Origin of the sequence: Bacillus sp. BML-BC051, assembly GCF_019656175.1 — a bacterium.
Taxonomy (GTDB): domain Bacteria; phylum Bacillota; class Bacilli; order Bacillales; family Bacillaceae_G; genus Bacillus_A; species Bacillus_A mobilis.
This window is the reverse complement of the sequence record NZ_BPLI01000018.1, coordinates 279,525-299,293: the sequence shown is the minus strand read 5'-3', so window position 1 is coordinate 299,293 and position 19,769 is coordinate 279,525. Positions and strand designations below refer to the sequence as shown.

22 protein-coding genes are annotated in these 19,769 nt (G+C 34.1%); 16 read left to right on the top strand and 6 right to left on the bottom strand.

Going from position 1 to position 19,769, the window contains the following annotated elements; genetic code table 11:
- Positions 1–11 precede the first annotated feature (11 nt).
- Positions 12–470 (bottom strand): YkyB family protein, encoded by a 459-nt coding sequence (locus tag K5S59_RS11075; protein WP_000804861.1) that lies wholly within the window; start codon positions 468–470, stop codon positions 12–14.
- Between the two features lie 177 nt (positions 471–647).
- Between K5S59_RS11075 and ppx the strand changes: the two genes are divergently transcribed.
- Positions 648–2,186 carry an exopolyphosphatase gene (ppx, locus tag K5S59_RS11070; RefSeq protein WP_098872131.1) on the top strand — a complete coding sequence of 513 codons (1,539 nt, stop codon included), beginning with the start codon at positions 648–650 and terminating at the stop codon, positions 2,184–2,186.
- A 107-nt stretch (positions 2,187–2,293) separates the two neighbouring features.
- Positions 2,294–4,402, top strand: coding sequence for a polyphosphate kinase (locus tag K5S59_RS11065; protein ID WP_002072873.1), 2,109 nt, complete (start codon positions 2,294–2,296; stop codon positions 4,400–4,402).
- Between the two features lie 176 nt (positions 4,403–4,578).
- On the opposite strand, the gene K5S59_RS11060 is transcribed toward K5S59_RS11065, so the two are convergent.
- Complete coding sequence (locus K5S59_RS11060; RefSeq protein ID WP_061678291.1) at positions 4,579–4,815, bottom strand: hypothetical protein; 237 nt, start codon at positions 4,813–4,815, stop codon at positions 4,579–4,581.
- Between the two features lie 94 nt (positions 4,816–4,909).
- Positions 4,910–5,770: a metallophosphoesterase gene (locus K5S59_RS11055; protein WP_000724519.1), complete on the bottom strand. Its 861-nt coding sequence runs from the start codon at positions 5,768–5,770 to the stop codon at positions 4,910–4,912.
- A gap of 243 nt (positions 5,771–6,013) precedes the next feature.
- On the opposite strand from K5S59_RS11055, the gene fadH reads away from it, so the two are divergent.
- The 3 genes from fadH (at position 6,014) to K5S59_RS11040 (ending at position 8,923) form a co-directional block, all read left to right on the top strand.
- The gene (fadH, locus tag K5S59_RS11050; RefSeq protein WP_000660897.1) at positions 6,014–6,778 is read left to right on the top strand and encodes a 2,4-dienoyl-CoA reductase; all 765 of its coding nucleotides are present in this window, start codon (positions 6,014–6,016) and stop codon (positions 6,776–6,778) included.
- A 256-nt stretch (positions 6,779–7,034) separates the two neighbouring features.
- Positions 7,035–8,252 (top strand): EAL domain-containing protein, encoded by a 1,218-nt coding sequence (locus tag K5S59_RS11045; protein WP_000564301.1) that lies wholly within the window; start codon positions 7,035–7,037, stop codon positions 8,250–8,252.
- Positions 8,253–8,434: 182 nt separating this feature from the next.
- Positions 8,435–8,923, top strand: a complete 489-nt coding sequence (locus K5S59_RS11040; protein WP_001233809.1) for a DUF3993 domain-containing protein — start codon at positions 8,435–8,437, stop codon at positions 8,921–8,923.
- Between the two features lie 110 nt (positions 8,924–9,033).
- Here K5S59_RS11040 and K5S59_RS11035 read toward each other — a convergent pair whose 3' ends face one another.
- On the bottom strand, positions 9,034–9,270 hold the full coding sequence (locus K5S59_RS11035; RefSeq protein WP_000717880.1) for a glutaredoxin family protein: 237 nt from the start codon (positions 9,268–9,270) through the stop codon (positions 9,034–9,036).
- Between the two features lie 233 nt (positions 9,271–9,503).
- Here K5S59_RS11035 and K5S59_RS11030 point away from each other — a divergent pair, with 233 nt between their 5' ends.
- The 10 genes from K5S59_RS11030 to K5S59_RS10985 all read left to right on the top strand — a co-directional run bounded on the left by K5S59_RS11030 (position 9,504) and on the right by K5S59_RS10985 (position 16,493).
- A complete protein-coding gene (locus tag K5S59_RS11030; RefSeq protein ID WP_000055151.1) occupies positions 9,504–9,740 on the top strand; it encodes a YkuJ family protein in 237 nt (78 codons plus the stop codon).
- A 215-nt stretch (positions 9,741–9,955) separates the two neighbouring features.
- Positions 9,956–10,105, top strand: coding sequence for a hypothetical protein (locus K5S59_RS11025; RefSeq protein ID WP_000440533.1), 150 nt, complete (start codon positions 9,956–9,958; stop codon positions 10,103–10,105).
- A 74-nt stretch (positions 10,106–10,179) separates the two neighbouring features.
- Positions 10,180–10,698: a ribonuclease H-like YkuK family protein gene (locus K5S59_RS11020; RefSeq protein WP_000896653.1), complete on the top strand. Its 519-nt coding sequence runs from the start codon at positions 10,180–10,182 to the stop codon at positions 10,696–10,698.
- A gap of 108 nt (positions 10,699–10,806) precedes the next feature.
- Complete coding sequence (gene abbA / locus K5S59_RS11015; RefSeq protein ID WP_000818083.1) at positions 10,807–10,998, top strand: antirepressor AbbA; 192 nt, start codon at positions 10,807–10,809, stop codon at positions 10,996–10,998.
- Between the two features lie 169 nt (positions 10,999–11,167).
- Positions 11,168–11,611, top strand: a complete 444-nt coding sequence (cbpB, locus tag K5S59_RS11010; protein ID WP_000623571.1) for a cyclic-di-AMP-binding protein CbpB — start codon at positions 11,168–11,170, stop codon at positions 11,609–11,611.
- A gap of 141 nt (positions 11,612–11,752) precedes the next feature.
- Positions 11,753–12,637 carry a transcriptional regulator CcpC gene (locus K5S59_RS11005; protein ID WP_002072868.1) on the top strand — a complete coding sequence of 295 codons (885 nt, stop codon included), beginning with the start codon at positions 11,753–11,755 and terminating at the stop codon, positions 12,635–12,637.
- 71 nt (positions 12,638–12,708) lie between these two features.
- The gene (dapD, locus tag K5S59_RS11000; protein ID WP_000783251.1) at positions 12,709–13,431 is read left to right on the top strand and encodes a 2,3,4,5-tetrahydropyridine-2,6-dicarboxylate N-acetyltransferase; all 723 of its coding nucleotides are present in this window, start codon (positions 12,709–12,711) and stop codon (positions 13,429–13,431) included.
- A gap of 61 nt (positions 13,432–13,492) precedes the next feature.
- Positions 13,493–14,623 carry an N-acetyldiaminopimelate deacetylase gene (locus K5S59_RS10995; protein ID WP_120450833.1) on the top strand — a complete coding sequence of 377 codons (1,131 nt, stop codon included), beginning with the start codon at positions 13,493–13,495 and terminating at the stop codon, positions 14,621–14,623.
- A gap of 254 nt (positions 14,624–14,877) precedes the next feature.
- Entirely contained in the window at positions 14,878–15,744 is an 867-nt protein-coding gene (locus K5S59_RS10990) for a hypothetical protein (RefSeq protein WP_001167331.1), read from the top strand.
- An 83-nt stretch (positions 15,745–15,827) separates the two neighbouring features.
- Complete coding sequence (locus K5S59_RS10985; RefSeq protein WP_000504032.1) at positions 15,828–16,493, top strand: potassium channel family protein; 666 nt, start codon at positions 15,828–15,830, stop codon at positions 16,491–16,493.
- A 38-nt stretch (positions 16,494–16,531) separates the two neighbouring features.
- Here K5S59_RS10985 and rnjA read toward each other — a convergent pair whose 3' ends face one another.
- Together rnjA and K5S59_RS10975 are read right to left on the bottom strand one after the other, a co-directional pair.
- On the bottom strand, positions 16,532–18,199 hold the full coding sequence (gene rnjA / locus K5S59_RS10980) for a ribonuclease J1 (protein WP_000670371.1): 1,668 nt from the start codon (positions 18,197–18,199) through the stop codon (positions 16,532–16,534).
- Positions 18,200–18,203: 4 nt separating this feature from the next.
- On the bottom strand, positions 18,204–18,416 hold the full coding sequence (locus K5S59_RS10975; protein WP_000576434.1) for a DNA-dependent RNA polymerase subunit epsilon: 213 nt from the start codon (positions 18,414–18,416) through the stop codon (positions 18,204–18,206).
- A gap of 547 nt (positions 18,417–18,963) precedes the next feature.
- Between K5S59_RS10975 and K5S59_RS10970 the strand changes: the two genes are divergently transcribed.
- Positions 18,964–19,737, top strand: a complete 774-nt coding sequence (locus K5S59_RS10970) for a Cof-type HAD-IIB family hydrolase (protein WP_000998282.1) — start codon at positions 18,964–18,966, stop codon at positions 19,735–19,737.
- The last annotated feature ends 32 nt before the right edge of the window (positions 19,738–19,769 follow it).

Sequence of the window (19,769 nt, the reverse complement as noted above, 5' to 3'; positions counted from 1 at the left end):
GCCAAACTGTTTTATTTTTTTGTATAAGTACGACTATACCATGGGACAGGTTCACTTAATTTTTTCTCTTGTTTCAGTGCTTCAGGACCAATATAATCTTGAAGTGTCTTTTTTGCTACTGTTAAAGATAAGTTTGTTTTCGGATTTCGATAGGAGGATTCAAGATGACCAAGATGTGGTAGGATTCGAAAATCTTCTTTTGTAGGAGGAATATGGAAAAAATAATCACCTAAACGGATAAGAACATCCGATTGTTGTTGGCTAAAGCGTGGATTTCTAGAAAAATGTAATCCTTCTTTAATAGCTTTTTTTTCAGCAATTAAGCGTTCTAAAGCCGTCTTTTTTAACCAATATAAATACTTCGGATTAGTTGCAGCTTTAGCATGACGATTCACAACGAAAATAGATTGAGCTAGTCGATTAATAGAATGTTGGTTTTGTAATTGAGATTGTGGTTGTGAAGGTTTCATATTGAATCTCCTTTCAATTTTTCATTATTATAACATAAATAAAAGAGGTTTTTATTATATGCAAAAAGTGATTGTATATATTTTCAATATTAAAGCAATATTGTTACAAAAAACAACTATTTTGTATAATAGTAATAGAATGTGTTTTAGAAATTTGATAATGAAAGAGTGAGAAGTTTGAAAGAAATATTAAAACAGCAATATGCCATTATAGATATTGGATCTAATACAATGCGTTTAGTTATTTATGAAAAGCAAAACGGAGGTTTTTATAAGGAGATTGAAAATACGAAAGTGGTTGCTCGGTTAAGGAATTACTTAATCGATGGTGTGTTGATCGAAGAAGGAATAGAGGTATTGTTACAAACATTATTTCAATTTCAAGAAAGTACACGATTCCACCAGTTGCATCATGTACTTTGTGTTGCAACAGCAACAATTAGACAGGCTGAGAATCAAGAGGCAATTAAAAAACTTGTTGAAGGACAAACAGACTTTACTCTTAGAGTATTATCAGAATATGAGGAAGCACGTTACGGCTATTTAGCAGTTATGAATTCAACTTCGTTCTCTGAAGGAATTACAGTAGATATTGGTGGAGGAAGTACGGAAGTTACATACTTTCGAAATAGAGAGATTTTAGAGTACCATAGCTTTCCTTTTGGAGCACTTTCTTTAAAGCAACAATTTATTAAAGAGGATATACCTACTGAAGACGAGTTGGAAAAGATTCAAACGTACTTAGAATATCAATTTCAAACATTACCATGGTTAATTGATAAGCAATTGCCTCTTATTGCAATTGGTGGTAGTGCGAGGAACTTAGTGAAAATCCATCAAAATTTAAGTTGTTATCCTATAGCAGGGGTACATTTATATAAAATGAAGGAAGAAGATATTAAAAATGTGAAAGAAGAATTGGAAGCATTGTCGTTCATAGAACTTCAAAAATTGGAAGGATTGGCAAAAGATCGAGCAGATACAATTATTCCAGCAGTCGAAGTTTTTCATACGCTTGTTAACGTTATAGAGGCACCAGCATTTGTATTAAGTAGAAAAGGGTTACGAGAAGGTGTTTTCTATGAAGAGTTGACAAAAGATTTGGGGATTTCATATTATCCGAACGTAGTCGAAGAAAGTTTGCATTTATTATCACATGAATATGAAATGGATATGGAATTTGTAATTCAGCTTATTAAACATGGAAGATTGATTTGTCAACAGCTTGAGGGAACAGGGCTAATTTCTATGTCAGTAAAAGACTGGGAAGTATTCCATCAAGCGGCGAAAGTATTTAATATAGGTAAATATATAGACGAAGAAGCGAGCCGCTTACATACGTTTTATTTATTAGCGAATAAAACAATTGATGGTATGATGCATAAAGAGCGAGTTAGATTAGCGCTTATTGCGTCTTATAAATCAAAAATGTTATTCAAACAACACTTGTCCCCATTTGAAGGATGGTTCGATAAAAATGAACAAAAAAAAATTCGTCTATTAGGGGCTGTTTTACAATTTTCAGCAGCTCTAAATATAAGACAAAGATCGCTTGTTGAATCCATATCTATAACAGATAGTCAAGACGGATTAACATTTAAAATTGTATGTGAGCAATCGGCATTAGCGGAAAAAGTGCAAGCTGAAAAGCAAAAAAAGCAGCTGGAAAGAGTGTTGAAAACGACTATTCACTTATCCTTCGAATCAAAATGTTAAGTTGTACGGATGTCTTTACAAAAAATTAACACTTTGGAATATTGTAATTTGCTAAAATGAAAGTAACTAAATTATAGTAAAAAAGTTTCAAGGGAAGTGTGAAGAGGATGGAAATGTTGAAGGGGAATATAGTTAATTTAAATGATACAGCTTATTACAATAATCGAGAATTAAGTTGGTTAGCATTTAATGAACGTGTACTACAAGAGGCACAGGATGAAACGAATCCGCTCTTGGAAAGATTAAAATTTATTAGCATTTTCAGCTCAAATTTAGATGAATTCTTTATGGTACGCGTGGCAGGATTGAAGGATCAAGTGAGTGCTGGGTTTAACCAACCAGAAAATAAGGCTGGCTTAACACCAAAAAAGCAATTAAATAAAATTGCGATAAAGGCCCATGAATTGATGACTGTACAATATAATACGTTTAAAAATTATGTGTTGCCAGGGCTGGAGCTAGAGGGGATTGAGCGTTTAACATTCCATGATTTGACGAAAGAACAGAGAGAATTTATAGAAGAGTATTTTGATGAGCAAATTTTCCCAGTCTTAACACCTGTAGCTATCGATGCATATCGTCCATTTCCAATGTTATTAAATAAAAGTTTGAATTTAGCTACTCTTTTATATGATGAAAAACAAGTGGAGGAAGAAAACCGCACGAAGCTAGGAATTGTACAAGTTCCTTCATTACTCGAACGTTTCATATTTTTACCGAGTGAAGGGCAAAAGCATAAATTTATTTTATTAGAAGATGTAATTAGTGGTTTTACTCATAAATTATTTACAGGATATAATGTATCATCTGTTACCCGTTTCCGTATTACACGCAATGCGGATTTAACAATTCATGAAGAAGGTGCGAGGGATTTATTAAAGGTAATTGAAAAAGAATTAAAGAAGCGTAAGTGGGGAGCTGCTGTACGTTTAGAAGTTGGCAAAGAGCATATTGATGAAAGAGTATTAGCATTATTATATGAAGTGTTGGAAGTAAAAGATGAAGATGTGTATATAATGGATGGACCGCTAGATTTAACATGTCTATTTTCTTTATATAAAAAACTAGCTCCTTTATATGAACATCTAGTATATCCGGCTCTTATTCCGCAACGACCTCAAGACTTAGGGGATGCGGAAGACGTATTTGAAAAAGCAATTGAGCATGATATTTTATTACATCATCCCTTTGAATCGTTTCAGCCAGTAGTTGATTTTGTCCGTGATGCGGCAGACGATCCGAATGTACTTGCAATCAAACAAACATTATATCGGGTAAGCGGGGATTCGCCGATTATTCAGGCGCTAAAGGTAGCCGCTGAAAAAGGAAAGCAAGTGACGGTATTAGTTGAGTTAAAGGCAAGATTTGATGAAGAAAATAATGTGCATTGGGCTAAAGAATTGGAAAAGGCAGGCTGTCACGTTATTTACGGTGTGAGTCATTTGAAAACACATAGTAAAATTACGCTAGTTGTAAGAAGAAAAAACGGAAAAATCGAAAGGTTCGTACATCTTGGGACTGGAAATTATAATGACGCAACAGCAAAGTTATATACTGATTTCGGGTATATTACATCACGAAAAGACTTTGGAGTCGATGCAACAAATTTCTTTAATTATTTGAGTGGTTATACAACAAAGCCACATTTTCATCATTTATCAGTTGCGCCATTTGATATAAGAGAGCAATTTATGGATTTAATAGATGAAGAAATCCGTTATCATAGGCAATATGGAAATGGATATATTATTGCTAAGATGAATTCATTAACAGATAAACCATTAATAAAAAAAATGTATGAAGCATCACAAGCTGGAGTAAAGGTAGAACTCATCGTTCGAGGAACATGTTGTTTAAGGCCTGGTATTCCAAATGTAAGTGAAAATATTCGGGTAGTTAGTGTTGTCGGTAGATATTTAGAACATAGCCGAATCTATTATTTCCATCATAATGGAGAGGAAAAGATATATTTATCTTCAGCTGATTGGATGACGCGAAATATGGAAAAGCGAGTAGAAATATCTTTCCCGATATTAGATATTGAAATGAAGGCGAGAATTAAGGCGATTTTACAGCTTACATTAGCTGATAATGTGAAAACGCGTGAACAAAATAAAACCGGTGACTATTATTATGTTATTAATAGTAGTACAGAAGAAATTGATAGCCAAGTGAAGTTGTTTAAGATGGCGTATCAAAACACGGATGCTGAATAATGGGAACAAAGTAAAAAACCTCTTAAAAAAAAGAGGTTTTTTTACTTTGTTCTCTACTTATTATACGTTCTCTAAATAGAAGAATGTGTAGAGAGAATAGTTTTTATTGTAAGCATGTTAATAGATCATGGATTGGTCAAGAGAGGGAATAACATTGGTAGAATTGTTACAGTACATTAATAATAGTATGGTTGTTGACAAGGTCCACCATAACAAGGGAAAGGTGTTGGCGGTGGAAAAGGTGGTGGATATGGTGGGTAATAGGGTCTAGGACCGAAAGCCAATGCTCCGCCGAGCAGTCCACCAGCAATGCCAGCTAGAAATGGGACGCCAAAAAACGGAAAGAAGCGTGAGTCGCCTACTGGACCAATAGGTGCTGAACGGACTGGGATTGGTTGATAATATGGATACATGAACAAACCTCCTTTATTGGACTCACTTTTATCATATGGTAAATGAAACGTGGATGAGCGCGTACAAGAAAGGATATGTAAGAAAATAGGCGAATTATTGCGAATGTTGGAGCGTGAAAATCGTAATTTCAGGTTTTGACATAAATCGGAATGGGACACGTGTTCTTCCAAGGCCGCGATTGACATAGAGAGCTAAGTCTTGAATCGTATAGAAGCCTTCAACATAGTTTTTAGCAAGTGATGGGGTAATAATAGCGCCTACAAAAGGAATTTGTACTTGTCCGCCATGGCTATGACCAGAAAGTTGCAAGTTAACTGGATATGTAGCAATCAGAGGTGCAATATCTGGCTCGTGAACAAGAACGATGTTATAAGTGTTTTCCTTTGCGTGCTGTAGTGTCTCCTCTATTTTGGGTTTGCCTAGGAGTATATCATCAAGACCGAAAATTGAAATTTCACTATTATCCAGTAGACTTATTTTCTTTTCGCTATTTAGTAATAGTTCAAATCCAGATTCGCGCATGATGTGTTCATAGTATTCAGTTCCATATCCGCCGTGATCGTGGTTACCATAAATAGAAAATTTACCGAAGGGTGCTTGTATATTTTTTAATATAGATGCAACGAAAGGAGTGTCAGTATATGTTTGATAATTATCAATGAGATCACCAGTAAAAAGAACAATATCTGGCTTTACAGCATTAATTTTAGAAACGATTTGAGATAAATGTTGGAGAGAGAAATAGTATCCGAGATGTAAATCGCTAAATTGAAGAATCTTCATACCATGAAAACTTTTTGGTATGAGTTGTGATGTAAGTGTATGCTCTGTAAAAGAGAGTAAGTGAGGCTCAATATATTTAGCGTAATAGTATCCGATGCTAGTGGTTATAAATGAATATAGACAAGTGCGCATGCCGACTTTTAAAAAATCTCTTCTAGTAATTTTCTTCATAAAAATATGAGTATACCTATTTGACTTATATCACATGTGTTCGTTACATTTACAGGTTACTCAAATCTCCTTTCAGTTTATTTGAAATATATTTTAAATAATAAAAAAGTAGTATAGATTACAAAAAAACAAATAAAAAGAAACCTCTTTACGTTAAAATATCAGAAAAGTTTAAAAATATAAAGATTTCTATTAAATAAAATGATAAAATGAATGTGTATTCATTTTTGGGAGGGGATGTATGTGAAAGAAAAGGTAGTTATTATAACAGGTGGATCAAGCGGAATGGGAAAAGGAATGGCGATTCGTTTTGCAAAAGAAGGGGCACGAGTTGTTATTACAGGACGTACAAAGGAAAAACTAGAGGAAACAAAGTTGGAAATTGAACAATTTCCAGGACAAATATTACCTGTACAAATGGATGTAAGGAATACGGATGATATTCAGAAAATGATTGAACAAATTGATGAGAAGTTTGGACGAATTGATATTTTAATAAATAATGCAGCTGGAAACTTTATTTGTCCAGCAGAGGATTTATCCGTAAATGGCTGGAATTCGGTCATTAATATTGTGTTAAATGGTACATTTTACTGTAGTCAGGCTGTCGGGAAATATTGGATTGAAAAAGGTATAAAAGGGAATATCATTAACATGGTAGCAACATATGCATGGGATGCAGGTCCAGGAGTTATTCATTCGGCTGCAGCTAAGGCTGGAGTATTAGCAATGACGAAGACGCTTGCTGTTGAGTGGGGACGTAAATATGGAATACGAGTAAATGCTATCGCACCAGGGCCAATTGAACGTACGGGCGGTGCTGATAAATTATGGATTTCAGAAGAAATGGCTAAGCGTACGATACAAAGTGTTCCGCTTGGAAGGCTGGGTACGCCAGAAGAAATCGCAGGTCTAGCTTATTATTTATGTTCAGATGAAGCTGCGTACATAAATGGAACTTGCATGACAATGGATGGCGGACAACATTTACATCAATATCCATTTTAAAAGGGATGAGAAAAATGAATGTTTGATTCATTTTTCTATAGTTAAATGTGACGGAATTGTGACATATGAAAGAAAGGTGTTTACAAGAGGTCATATATACGTTATATTTAAGACCTCTTTTTTCTTCATAGTAGAATTGCTAATTCCCCTTAGCATTTTACCCCTCTAATCCCTTCAGGAAAACTGAAGGGATTTTTTATTATTTTTCCGTAAATATCATGTTATAATTTTTGAAAAGTAAAGGGAGGGAAGCACGTTGATAGATGCATTAGATGTAATGAGTAACTTGGATAAAGTCCTTCCTTATTATCAAGCTATTTTTAGTGCTGATGAGCATACTGTAATCGGATATGAAGTAGTAGGACGTATTCAAACAGAAGAGGGCATACAAAGTTTGGCTTCTTTCTTTCATGATGATTCTATTCCAAGTGAGTTTCAACTGGAAGCAGATAACATTATAGTAGAAAAAGCTTTAAATCGTTATTTAGAAAGTGATCAAAAACTATTATTATTTATACATCGGAATGCTAACGTATTAATGAACGATGATGATGAAAGTTTACTTCAACTTTTATTGATGTATGAAGAGCAAGGTTTAAATTTGAAACACATTGTTTTAGAAATTACAGAACATGAATGTAAAGAAGATATAGAGCAATTTAATCATTTGCTTATGTATTATCGTACATATGGTATTCAAATTTCGATTAATAAAGTCGGAACGGGTACAAGTAATTTAGAACGTATTAGCGTGTTAGCGCCAGATATTTTAAAAGTAGATTTAACAAACTTAAGGCAAACTGCACTTTTACAATCTTATCAAGATATTTTATATTCTTTATCATTACTTGCTAGAAGAATTGGTGCGACATTGTTGTATGAAGAAATAGATGCTTTTTATCAACTACAATATGCTTGGAAAAACGGTGGTAGATATTATCAAGGGAATTATTTGAAAGAGTGCTTACCTGATTTTATTGAAACGAACGTTTTGAAAGAACGACTTGGTAATGAGTGTCATCAATTTATTCAACATGAGAAGAAGAAATTACAAAAAATTTATAATTTAACAGAAATGTTACGTGATCGAATTGGTGATGTTCTAGCCAAACAGAAAAAGAATGAAGATATAAATGATTGGTTATTACAATTTAGCCAAAGTGTATCACAGTATAGTTTCCGCATATTTATTTGTAACGAAGATGGTTTCCAGCAATCAGGAAATGTTATGAAAAAAGATGGGGAATGGATTGTGATGCCTGAGTATTATATGAAGAACTGGAGTTGGCGTCCGTATTTTCTAGAAAATATTATGAAAATGCGTTTTGAGAATAAGGCAAGACTTTCAGATTTATATGCTGATATTGAAACCGGTGAGATGGTACGAACATTTTCTTTCCCAATTGATGATGAAAACTTTTTATTTATAGATTTATCGTATGAATATTTATATGAAGAAGATGTTTTATTTTAATGCACGAAGAAATTCGTGCATTTTTTGTTTGTTTTTATCATAAATTGGTAATAGTGAAAATGGTGATGAAAATGCTGTCTATCGTTGTAAAGATTTTACGAACGAAACCAGACCTTTCTTGGCATAATCATTGTTACAATGAATACTACAAAGACAAGTTCTCTTAAAAGGAAGGTGAAAAAATGAGGAAATATGGAATATGGTTAGTTCTATTTGTATGCGTTGCCTTTCTAGTTGGTTATAGTGTCACAACTGTTTTAGGAAAAGAGGAAGTGAAAATCGATCAGAAAGAAGTGTTTACAACGATACAAAAAGGCTATGAAACCCAATTCTCAATTCGTGGGAAGCGTTTGCCGATGAATAAGATGATAGAAACGTTATCACCATATTTTACAGAGAATTTCCTTCAAGTATTTACAGATGAAAATAGTAGAAGTGATAAACAAAGTGGTGAATATTTACTTCCGGCAAAAGAAGCGCCGTTTTCTTTTCATTCAGAAACGAAAATGTCATATGATGAAGAGCATAAAATTTTATATGTATATGAGCGGGCAAAAAGTGGACAATATCAAATTGTAACATTGCAAAGAGATCAAGGGAAATGGAAAATGGCTGGATATCATGAAAGTCAAGAACTTTTAACTGAAATAAAAAGATTACAACAATTATAAAGTAAAACTTCAATCGGTGGGGGATAATCACCTCTCACTGAGTAATAGCCTGCATCACTCGGGCTAATACTACCCACAAATATTGAATAAGAATAGGTCTTTACCTATTCTTATTCAATATTGAGTAGCTGTTGTAATTTTTCAATTTGAAAACCAGCAACAACTTCTCCATCAATTACAACTGTTGGAGTTGAATATGAATCATAGTCATATAAAAGACGATTGCGTGCAGCAGCGTCTTTTTTTACGTCAAACTCTTCATATACAACGTTATTATGCTTTAAAAATTCTTTCACAATGACACATGGCGGACAATCAGGTTGTGTGTAAACCTCAATTTTTTTCATTGTAATTCCTCCTTTTTTCTGTTTTTTATTATATTCTTCCAGTATAAAAATCGCAATAAAGAAGGGAAAAGATGTTTTTTCTGTTTTTTCCTTCGCATTTCGACAAATTTTTAGTTGAGTTTCTGGCCAATAACCTTTATCCTAGACTGTGGAACATTTTTTCTGTTATGACGGATAGAATGAGTATAGCTGTAAAACCTATTGGTAGGAAGATCAGAGAAAGGAGAGATTTCATGTCTCTACTCCAAGGAATTTTAACTCGACTTGTTAGTCTACAAGAACAAGCTGAAAGCGGTGAAGTAGCACAACGCTATTTTGAAGTGAACGGTGAGCGCAAATGTAGCGTGAAATTTTTCGATAAAAGTGAAATGTATGAGTTAGAAGTGTATCAACAAGGTGAAAAACCTCAAGTGTATCAATTCGATAATATCGATATGGTTGCAATTGAGATTTACGATATCATTTCTTGATACATATAAAAAAGGTGTTGCCATATGGCAACACCTTTTTTAGTTGTATTACTTTTTAGCATATATGTATAGGGATTTTTCATTTTTCCTACAATGGTAATAAAGTGAAATTGTAATCAGTAGGGCTTCTTCGTCCTATACTGATTATTAGCCATCACCAATTGGTTGTTTACGGATAGCAAAAGCGGGATAAAGATAATGAGGAGGTGTGTTGTATGGAACGTTTACCAGTTGTGATTTGCCCTAAATGTCACAATTCTGCTGAGATTATTCATGTATTAACGGCTCAATCGAATCAAAATGTAATCTATACGTGCCAAGTTTGCCATTATGTAATTCGGAATATTGAAACGAATAAAGGATAGGAAGTTATAATTTTTATTTTTGTCCCATACAATTAGAATACGAAAAGTCTGTCTAATTGAAAGGACGTGACTATGTGGCCGGTGAACATACATTTTATAATGTTTCAGAGAGACATTTAAATTTTGATATGGTCTTTAGCCGTATTTGTAGCTTCATTGAAAAGGATCCACGGAATTTATACCGCTTATCCATTGGGACAGACTCACAAGCACATCAAAAGGATACGAGGTTTATTACGGCAATTCATATTCATCGCGTTGGAAAAGGTGCCTGGGGGTGTTTACACCATAAATCAGTGAAAGATAAGCCAGCAACTTTGCGTGAGAAAATATATTTAGAGACGCAGTTTAGCCAAGAAATTGCATGCCTATTTACTCCAAAACATATACAAACAATATGGGATTTATTGCATCCATATGCTCAAGATGGGGCTGGATTTATAATGGAAATTCACTTGGATATCGGAAATGATGGTTTAACAAAAGAATTTATTCTAGATATGACAGCGAAAATTCAAGCGATGGGATTAACTGCAAAAATTAAGCCAGATGCTTATGCGGCGTTTAGTTATGCAAATCGATATACGAAATAAAAAACAATTTATATATATCTTTCAATAAAAACTGAATATTACATCTATTAAATAGACTGGAAATTTTATATAATAAGAGTAACGATGCGAGTATAAGGAGAGGGGTATATGAAAAGGGAAGTTGTTTTAACAGAAGAAGAAGAGAGTTTGTTACTAGATATTTTATTTCAGCAAAATTATGCGAGTGAAATTTTAGCTGTGGAACTTACAGATATTGAGAATGGTTTAAAACGGACAGATGTGACGCAATATAAAAAAATTACAAGGTTATTTTACAGATTAAAAAATAAGGGGTATTAAGCGCTACCGGAATGGTAGTCTTTTTTTTGTGTTGTATGCTAAAATAGCTGTGTAATTTTGTTTTTATTGAAATAAAGTAAGGACAAAATAATAATATGAAAACGCTATCATAAAATGTGAATAGAGTCGGTGATTAAAAGTAGGAAAAAGGGAAGATGGGGGATGTAACATGATTAGTATTCCGAAAGACGAGTTTCAACAAATTTTTGTGAAAGATTTAATGATTTCATCAGAAAAAGTAGCACATGTCCAAATGGGGAATGGTTTAGAGCATGCTTTACTCGTTCTTGTGAAATCTGGATATTCGGCGATACCTGTTTTAGACCCGATGTATAAATTACATGGGTTAATTAGTACAGCTATGATTTTAGACGGTATATTAGGGCTAGAGCGCATTGAGTTTGAGCGACTTGACGAAATGAAAGTAGAACAGGTGATGAAGGAAGACATTCCGGTTCTTAAGTTAGAAGATTCATTTGCAAAAGCTTTAGAAATGACAATTGATCATCCTTTTATTTGCGCTGTCAATGAAGAGGGATATTTTGAGGGGATATTAACGCGTCGAGCTATTTTAAAATTGTTGAATAAAAAAGTAAGACAACATAATCGATAATGTGAGAAAAGTGACTTCATAGAAGCGGAGAAGTCACTTTTTTTCGTGCATATCAGTTGTGTATGTATTATATTTAAAAAGATAAAAAATATAAGAGTATATAGTTAAATTAAGGATGAAAAGCTTATTGAGATAAGGTGTATGGAAGCTAAGGAAAGAGGGAGAAAGTTGCAAATTGATGATTTTCAAATGATGGTTGTGTTAGCTCAGGAATCAAATATGAGAAAAGCGGCGGAACGTTTATTTGTTTCACAACCTGCGCTTAGTCAACGATTACAATCTATGGAGAAGCAATGGGGAATGAAGTTTTTTATTCGCTCACAAAAAGGATTGACAATTACACCTGAAGGGGAAAAAGTCGCAAATTATGCAAAAGAGATGTTACAAAAAGAAGAGGATATTAAAAGTGAGCTAGCTATTTTTAGAACAGAAACTCACGGAACGTTAAAAATAGCTGTTGCATCAGTTATTGGTCAATATTGGCTTCCTCCTGTTTTGAAGAAGTTTGTACATAAATACCCTTCTGTGAAAATATCGCTGTTTACTGGCTGGAGTAGTGAAGTACAAAAGCAATTTTATGAAGGAGACGTTCATGTTGCTATATTGAGAGGCACACAAGAATATAAAGGTCAGAAACAACAATTATTTGAAGATGAACTTTATTTAGTGGATAAAGAAATAAAAGATATTTCGATGTTAAAAGAAACAAATAGACCATTTATTCAATTTAAAAGTGATTCGACTTATTATGGACAAATACAAAATTGGTGGTATGGTTTATTTTCTAATCCGCCTAAGAGAACAATTGTGGTTGATCAAATTGAGACTTGCAAACAACTCGTTTTAAATGGTATAGGTTATGCTCTGTTACCTTCTACTGTTTTAAAAGAAGTACAGGAAAATATGTATAAAACACCTGTTCAATTAACGAGAGAGACATGGTTATTGACGAGTGAATCGGCCAGACAATTAAAGCAAGTACGGGCATTTTTAGAAATTATAGAAGAAATTCAAATGGAAAAATAGGATTATTATCTTGCTACTCGCTCTATCGTTTGGTAGAGTAACATTATAAATGGATTTAGGAGGCAACAAGAATGAAAATGATGGACGCTAACGAAATTATTTCGTTTATTCAAAAAAGTGAAAAGAAAACTCCTGTAAAGGTATACATAAAAGGGGATTTAAAAGAAGTAACATTCCCTGAAACGGTACAAGCATTTGTAAATAAAAAGTCTGGTGTATTATTTGGAGAATGGTCTGAAATTAAGACAATTCTTGGTGAAAATAGCAAGCACATTGTTGATTACGTTGTTGAAAATGACCGTCGTAATTCTGCAATTCCAATGCTTGATTTAAAAGGTATTAAAGCTCGTATTGAGCCAGGCGCGATTATTCGTGATCACGTTGAAATCGGCGACAACGCTGTTATTATGATGAATGCGACAATTAATATCGGTGCTGTAATTGGTGAAGGTTCTATGATCGACATGAACGCGGTACTTGGTGGACGTGCAACTGTTGGTAAGAACTGTCACGTAGGTGCAGGTGCAGTACTTGCAGGTGTTATTGAGCCGCCTTCAGCAAAACCAGTTATCGTTGAAGATGATGTTGTAATTGGTGCTAACGTAGTTGTGTTAGAGGGAGTTACAGTAGGTAAAGGTGCAGTTGTAGCAGCAGGAGCTGTTGTAACAGAAGATGTACCTCCATATACAGTTGTTGCGGGTACTCCAGCACGTGTAATTAAAGAGATTGATGAGAAGACAAAAGCAAAAACTGAAATTAAACAAGAGCTTCGTCAATTAAACCCAGAGAAATAAAAACAAAAAAAGCGTAAGGGCATAACAGGCTCTTACGCTTTTTATAGATAGAGGTGCAAAAATGGAAGTAAGCAAATTCGTTCAAATTCGTAGAGACTTACACAAAATACCGGAAATTGGATTTAAAGAGTGGAAAACACAACAGTATATTTTAGATTACATAGGAACGCTTTCGAATGAATATGTGGAAGTGAAAGTATGGAAAACAGGTGTCATTGTTAAAGTAAATGGGAAAAATCCAGAAAAAATTATCGGTTATCGCGCAGATATAGACGGTTTACCAATTACCGAAGAAACTGGATATGAGTTTGCTTCTACTCATGAAGGAATGATGCATGCATGTGGACACGATTTGCATACAACCATCGGTTTAGGCCTTCTAACAGCAGCTGTAACAGAAAGAATAGATGATGACCTTGTGTTTCTATTCCAACCAGCTGAAGAAGGTCCAGGAGGGGCTCTTCCTATGTTAGAGAGTGAAGAGTTAAAAGAATGGAAGCCGAATATAATTTTGGGTCTTCATATTGCACCTGAATACGCTGTAGGAACAATTGCAACCAAAGAGGGGCTATTATTTGCGAATACATCAGAGTTATATGTTGATTTAAAAGGGAAAGGTGGACATGCAGCCTACCCGCATACTGCAAATGATATGGTTGTTGCAGCAAGTTACCTTGTTACACAACTTCAATCGGTTATTAGTCGTAATGTGAATCCCCTTGATAGTGCTGTAATTACAATCGGAAAAATAACAGGTGGTACGGTTCAAAATATCATAGCAGAAAAGTCTCGGTTAGAAGGAACAATCCGAACGTTATCAGTGGAATCAATGAGTCGTGTTAAAAGTAGGATTGAGGCAATTGTTGCAGGTATAGAAGCTTCCTTTCAATGTGAAGCGGTCATTGACTACGGAGCGATGTATCATCAAGTATATAACCATGAAGTATTAACGAGAGAGTTTATGCAGTTTGTTAGTGAACAAACTGATATGAATGTAATTACATGTACTGAGGCAATGACAGGGGAAGATTTTGGTTATATGCTTCAAGAGATTCCTGGATTTATGTTTTGGCTTGGGGTAAATTCAGAATATGGTTTACACCACGCAAAATTAAAACCAGATGAAGAGGCTATTGAGAAAGCTATCGCATTTTTAGATCAATATGTGAAGTGGAAAGGAACTAGAAAGTAAACTTGCTCGCCAAATTTGCAAAACTTTAAAGTGAGTACTTGTTAGTTCTAAGACGAAAACATCTTTCATATTTGTTTTGGATAGACATCGGCATACAAATGGATAAAGTAATGAGCAGTGGTTTTGAGCCGCTGCTCATTATTCATTATCACTTATTGAGAAGATGATTAGTTAACTAGCTTATATATGTTTACATTTCGTGTAGAAAGTGTGTAAAATCAATGTGAAACATAGAAAAAAGGGTGGGGAATTACGTGCAAATTAGCAGTGCAATGTTGTGTTTCGTCTTATATGCGTATGTTATTATTGCGGCGGTGTATTTTGGGATAAGTTTTTATGCCTACCGTTTAGTAGATAATCATGAATATGACGAAACATATAAATGGGTGAAGAGATATTTATCACCTGTATTAGAAATTATGAATGGGTTTGTGCTCTTTTTATTTATTGGATTGATTGCTTTCTCAACGAGTTTAGTAGGGAATAAAACGACATTATTTGTACTAGGTATCATTATTTTTATGTTGTTAGGGATACGGATTGGTAACACGGTGTTTTGGAATGAAAGAAAGGTAGATGGTTGGACTGGGATGCTAATCCCGTGTATGTTAGCGGCTATCGTGACAAACATAGAGCATGAGTATTATCAATTACATTTTTGGCTTATTATCGTTTTAACAATTCTTTCAGTTTTGTATATAAGTACGGTAGTACTAACATACATTGCGCATGAAAAAGGTGACGTTAAAGGAACTCTCTTCTTTAGAGGACGAGCATTATTTTGGAGTGTGCCAACGATGGCGGTTATAGGAATTATTGCGATATTAGTAAATGGATATCAATTTAATAATTGGCAACTATTTTTAGAAAATTGGTGGATTTTCATCATTTCGTTTATCGCTTTTTTAGGGGCAACACACTATTTATTCCATCAACATCATTATATATTGGCATTGCTATTCGCATTTACACAACTATTATTTGCTTTCTTTGGACAAGAAACGTTATTATTCGTTTTTGAAACATTTAGTTCATTTGGAAATATATTTGTATTTGGTATGTTAATTTTCAGTATCGCATTTTATTTACAACAGTATTTTTATATGCAAAAACAAAAATAAGAATGATATACAGGTTTTTGTAGCAAATCTAAAGTATGTTACAATAAAAATACATAGTATTCGATGTTATTGGAGGAATTCCTGTGGGTGAAAAAGAGAAAGAATTTGCTGTCATTGGGCTTGGACGTTTTGGTGGAAGTATTTGCCGGGAACTCGCTCAATTAGGTATGGAAGTAATGGCAATTGATTCAGATGAGGATAAAATTAATGAGTTTGCAAATATAGCTTCGCATGCTGTAATTGCAGATTCGACAGATGAGATGGTATTAAAAAGTCTTGGTATTCGTAATTTTGACCATGTAGTCGTTGCTATTGGAGACAATTTAAATTCAAGTATTTTAACAACATTAATTCTGAAAGAGTTAGGTGTAAAAAATATTACTGTAAAAGCTCAAAATGATTACCATGAAAAAGTGTTAAGTAAAATAGGGGCAGATCACATTGTACACCCAGAGCGTGATATGGGAAAAAGGATTGCTAATAATATTGCATCAAGTAATGTATTAGACTATCTTGAGCTTTCAGATGAGCATAGTATTGTAGAGATTATTGCAAATAAAAAAATTGATGGTCATTCTTTAATCGAATTAGATATTCGTGCGAAGTTTGGATTGAATATTGTAGCGATTAAACGTGGTAAAGAAGTTATTGTATCTCCTCGAGCTACGGAAAATATTCAAGCGGGAGATATATTAATTGTAATTGGTCATGACGATGAAGTAGATCGTTTTAAACACTTTTTAAGATAAGAGAAAAGGACAATACCATGAAGGTATTGTCCTTTTTCTTATATTTCCATAATGATTGGTAAAATCATTGGGCGACGTTTTGTTTTTTCATATAGAAATGGTGCTAATGTGTCTGTAATTTCATTTTTAATTTCAGACCATTGTGTTGTTTTACGCTCCATTACTTTTTCTAAATGAGATGTAATTAATGTTTGAGCATCATTAATTAAATCACTACTTTCGCGCATATACACGAAACCACGTGAGATAATATCAGGTCCTGCTGCAACTTTAAACTCTTTCATATCAATGCTTACAACTACAATAACAAGTCCTTCTTCAGAAAGAATACGACGATCGCGTAATACGATATTACCGATATCTCCAATACCATTTCCGTCAATATAGACAGATCCGGATGGTATTTTACCAGCTACGCTTGCTTCATCTGAACGAAGAGCGAGAACATCTCCATTATCCATGATGAAACAGTTTTCTTCTGGAATACCACAATCATTTGCTAACTTCATATGCATACGTTGCATGCGATATTCACCATGAATTGGCATGAAATATTTCGGTTTAATTAGACGAAGCATTAGTTTTTGTTCTTCTTGTCCACCGTGTCCACTCGTATGAATGTTTGACAGTTTTCCGTGGATTACATCAGCACCAGCACGATATAACATGTTAATTGTACGGCTTACACTAATTGTATTACCAGGGATTGGTGAAGAAGAGAAGACAACTGTGTCGCCAGGAATGATTTGAATTTGACGATGAGTACCATTAGCAATACGTGAAAGTGCTGCCATTGGTTCACCTTGACTACCTGTACATAAAATAACAACTTTATTAGCCGGTAGGCGGTTTAGTTGAGATGTATCTATGAATGTATCTTTCGGACAGCGAATATAACCGAGGTTTTGTCCGATTTCAATTGCTGCTTCCATACTGCGACCGAACACAGCAACTTTACGATTGTTTTCAACAGCCGCTTCAACAACTTGTTGTAGACGATGGATATTTGATGCAAAGGTAGCGAAGATAATACGACCTTCTACTTTGCGGAAAATATCTTGAATACTATCACCAACACGGCGCTCAGACATTGTAAAGTTTGGAACTTCACTGTTTGTACTGTCAGATAAGAGACAAAGTACACCGTCTTTTCCGATTTCAGCCATTTTTGTTAAGTCAGCTGGTTCACCGACTGGTGTGAAATCAAATTTGAAATCCCCAGTATGAACAACTTGTCCTTGAGGTGTTTTCACAACAACTCCGTATGAATCTGGGATACTGTGAGTCGTACGGAAGAAGGAAACAGATGTCTTTTTAAATTTAATAACATCATCTTCTTGAATTTCATAAAGTTTTGCTTTACGAAGTAATCCGTGCTCTTCTAATTTGTTTTTGATTAGCGCAATTGCTAATTTCCCGCCATAAATCGGGATGTTTACTTGACGTAATAAGTAAGGAATTCCACCGATATGATCTTCGTGACCATGTGTAATGAATAATCCTTTAATTTTATCTTCGTTTCGCACAAAATAAGTGTAATCTGGTATTACATAATCGATTCCGAGGAGTTCGTCTTCTGGAAATTTAATTCCAGCATCAATAATAATAATTTCATCTTGAAATTGAACAGCATATGTATTTTTACCGATTTCACCAAGTCCACCTAAAGCAAAAACGGCAGCCTGATCATTCTTTAGAAATTTCATATGACTATACGATTTCCGCTAATGTTAAATCAGCGTTTTCTTTTTCATATTCAAGATGAGCACCAGTAACAGACTGAACGAACTCGATATTATATGCGAACTTATTTAATTTCTTACGAACATCCTTTTCAGACGTAGCCTCTAAATATAAAACTTTTGTATTTTCACGTACTGGAACCTCAGTCATTTTGTCTTGATAAAATACTTTAAAAATCATTTGGAAAACCTCTCCTTGTCTATGTTTTGCATTATCTGTTACTTATTATAAAGCAAACAGTCACGATTTTCATGTTTTTTCGAATGAGAATGAAGAAAAAGCCCGAAATGGGCACAATTTAAGCGATTGTCTTTTTACGGACTAAATCTTTTAAATAACGCTTGAGCTTTTTCTTCAGCTTCTTCAGCATGATTACTCCTTCCTTTCCTTATTTAAAACATGCATAGTACTAGTGAAAACTCCGTCTCTGATATAAGAAAGAAGACAAAAGTGAATGTTGAATCTTGTCCTTTCTCATACAGGGAAAGTTATTCTATAGTAACGATTAGTAGCCGTTAGTTATAGGTATAGTATGAGAAAGAATAGAAAAGAAAATTCATACGAACAAGTATCCACATTTTTTACTAATATATATATGCAGGTTTCATAAATAAGGTCAGAAAGTGAACGCTTTCTTCACAGATGTTTAATATGTTATACTTTTTTTTAGAATTTGAAAAGCGATAATCAAAATAGGAATATAGAGTAACGGAAAGGATTTTGACAAATGAATGATAAAATTGTCTTTTTTGATATTGACGGAACATTATTAGATCACGATAAGAAGATTCCACAATCTACACGAGATGCAGTAAGACATTTACAAGAAAAAGGTGTGCATGTAGCAATTGCGACAGGACGTGCGCCGTTTATGTTTGAAGATATTCGTGAGGAACTCAATATACATAATTATGTTAGTTTTAATGGACAGTACGTTGTATTTGAAGATGAGGTAATATTTAATAACCCGTTACATCCAGCTGCCTTACATAAGTTTACTCAGTTTGCAAAACAAGAAGGATATCCACTTGTATATCTGGATCATCAAGAAATGAGAGCATCAGTAGAATATCATGATTATGTGAAAGAAGGTTTTGGGAGTTTAAACTTTGAACATCCGGCATATGAACCTGATTTTTATGAGAAGCGTAATATTTATCAAACTCTGCTTTTCTGTGAAGTGAATGAAGAAGAAAAGTTTATTAATCAGTATCCAGACTTTCATTTCATTCGTTGGCATGCATATTCAATGGATATTATTCCAAATGGTGGTTCAAAGGCGAAAGGAATTGAGAAATTCATTGAAAAATTAGGATTTAACCGTGAACAAGTGTATGCATTTGGAGATGGCTTAAATGATTTAGAAATGATTGAGGCGGTTGGGACAGGTATTGTGATGGGGAATGGTCATGAAGACTTGAAAAAACTTGCAAATCATGTGACAAAGGATGTTAGTGAAGATGGCATATATCATGGCTTAAAATGGGCTGGATTGCTATAAGTGAATATGGAAACCATTTCATATAAAAAGGC